This window comes from Clavibacter sp. MX14-G9D, from assembly GCF_032917815.1.
Classification (GTDB): domain Bacteria; phylum Actinomycetota; class Actinomycetes; order Actinomycetales; family Microbacteriaceae; genus Clavibacter; species Clavibacter michiganensis_K.
In genome coordinates this window covers 1-1,843 of record NZ_JAVCVL010000335.1, presented here as the reverse complement: position 1 = coordinate 1,843, position 1,843 = coordinate 1, and the positions used below count along the sequence as shown (strand labels likewise).

The 1,843-nt window shown below is 75.3% G+C and carries 2 protein-coding genes and 1 pseudogene; 1 reads left to right on the top strand and 2 read right to left on the bottom strand.

The window, feature by feature from the left end:
• Positions 1 to 30: 30 nt before the first annotated feature.
• Together hxlA and hxlB are read right to left on the bottom strand one after the other, a co-directional pair.
• Positions 31 to 654: a 3-hexulose-6-phosphate synthase gene (gene hxlA, locus Q6969_RS15350; protein WP_104290842.1), complete on the bottom strand. Its 624-nt coding sequence runs from the start codon at positions 652 to 654 to the stop codon at positions 31 to 33.
• A 59-nt stretch (positions 655 to 713) separates the two neighbouring features.
• Complete coding sequence (hxlB, locus tag Q6969_RS15345) at positions 714 to 1,325, bottom strand: 6-phospho-3-hexuloisomerase (protein ID WP_317231220.1); 612 nt, start codon at positions 1,323 to 1,325, stop codon at positions 714 to 716.
• Positions 1,326 to 1,444: 119 nt separating this feature from the next.
• Here hxlB and Q6969_RS15340 point away from each other — a divergent pair.
• Positions 1,445 to 1,843 (top strand): annotated as a pseudogene (locus Q6969_RS15340) (LuxR family transcriptional regulator); the annotation flags it as partial.

The window sequence follows — 1,843 nt, the reverse complement described above, 5'->3', positions numbered from 1 at the left end:
GGGTGCGCGGCGCCCGGGTGATGCGGTGCGTCAGCGGATGGCGGCCCGCAGCTCGGCGGCGGCCGCGGCCGGGTCGTCGGCCGAGTAGATCGCGCCGCCGGCCACGGCGACGACCGCGCCCGCGTCCTGCACGTCGCCGATGGTGCCGGGCTTCACGCCGCCCGCGACCGAGAACGCCACGCCGGACGCCGTGCCGGCCTCGAGCAGGTCGCCGAACGTGTAGCCGTCCTCCGCCTGCTCGTCGAGGCCCGCGTGCATCTCCACGAACTCGGCCCCGAGCTCGGTGACCTCCTTCGCGCGCTTCGCCTTGTCGGGGACGCCGATGAGGTCGACGACGATGCCCTTGCCGTGCTTCCGGGCGGCCTTCACGGCACCGGCGATGGTGCTGTCGCCCGCGACGCCGAGGACGGTGACGAGGTCGGCGCCCGCGGAGAACGCGATGTCGGCCTCCAGCTCGCCGGCGTCCATCGTCTTCAGGTCGGCGAAGACGATCTTGTCGGGGTGCGCCTCCTTGATGGCGGTGATGGCGGAGAGGCCCTCGGCCTTGATGAGCGGGGTGCCCAGCTCGATGATGTCGACGTGCGGCGCGGCCTTGCCGGCCAGCTCGAGAGCGTCGGCGATGGTGAGCACGTCCATGGCTACCTGGAGCTTCATGCGGTTCCTCTTCCTGTCGTGGTGCGTTCGTGGGGGTGGGGGGATCGGGCGACCGATGGTCACTCGAGGTTCGCGTGGCGCGGCCACAGGTCGTCGGCCGAGAGGCCCGACGCCTGCCACAGCGCGTGGAACACCGCGTCGCCGACGAGGGCGACGCTGAGCTCGAACAGGCCGCCGGCGTACTGCGCCGAGACCGTCCCCTCGTGGTCCTGCTTGGCGGCTGCCGGGATCAGCACGACGACGTCCGCGAGGTCCGCGAGCGGCGAGTCCTCGGCGGTCGTCAGCGCGACGATGCGGGCGCCCACGTCGCGGGCGGTCTCGGCGGCGCGGACGATGCCGGTCGTGGTGCCGGATCCGCTCGCGACGACGAGCACGTCGCCGCGCTCGATGGCGGGCGAGGTGGCCTCGCCGACCACGTGCGCGTCGAGGCCCAGGTGCATGAACCGCATGGCGGTCATCCGCAGGGCGAGCCCGGAGCGGCCCGCACCCAGGGTGAGGACGCGGCGGCCCGCGCGGACCTCGCGCGCGGCCTCGTCGAGACGGGCGGCGAGGTCGGGGCCGGCGAGCGCCTGGGCGACGCGCGTGCCCTCCTCGGAGATCAGGCGGAGGGCGGCGGCCACGTCGACGGGGGCGTCGCCGATCGGACGGGGGGCGGTCGTCGAGTCGGTCACGTGACGATCGTGCCCCTCCCCGGCCGCGCGCGCCGCCCACCCGACGGATGGATCCACCTACCCGTCCGAGTGGGCGGAGCCCGCCGGGACGCCGGATGGGGTGGGCGTACGGTGGCGGGATGGTCTCCCGCACCCACCCTGTCGCCCGCCCCGCCGAGCTCCCGCGGCTCCTCCCGGTCGCGCTCCTCGACGGGCTGCACGATGCGCTCGCCGCGCCGCTGCAGGAGGTGGCGGAGGCGCTGTCCGGACTGCTGCAGCCCGTGGTCGCGCACCGCGCGCTCGTGATCTTCACCGAGGACTGCACCGGCCGTCCGCGCAAGAAGGCGGGCGAGGCGGAGGTGGTGGAGAACGTCACCATCGCCGAGCTCGACCGGATCCTCGCGAGCCTCGACGGCGCGGATCGCGGCGGCGCCTGGGCCGTCGAGCACCCGGTGGGCGGCCGGCCCCGCACGGTGGCGGCGTGGCGGGCCGACACGGGCGCGCTCCTCGTGCTCGTGGATCCCGCGGCCGCGGACGGC

Excerpts from the sequence above, each read along its gene's own strand:
- hxlA (WP_104290842.1), bottom strand. The coding sequence starts at position 654 with ATGAAGCTCCAGGTAGCCATGGACGTGCTCACCATCGCCGACGCTCTC.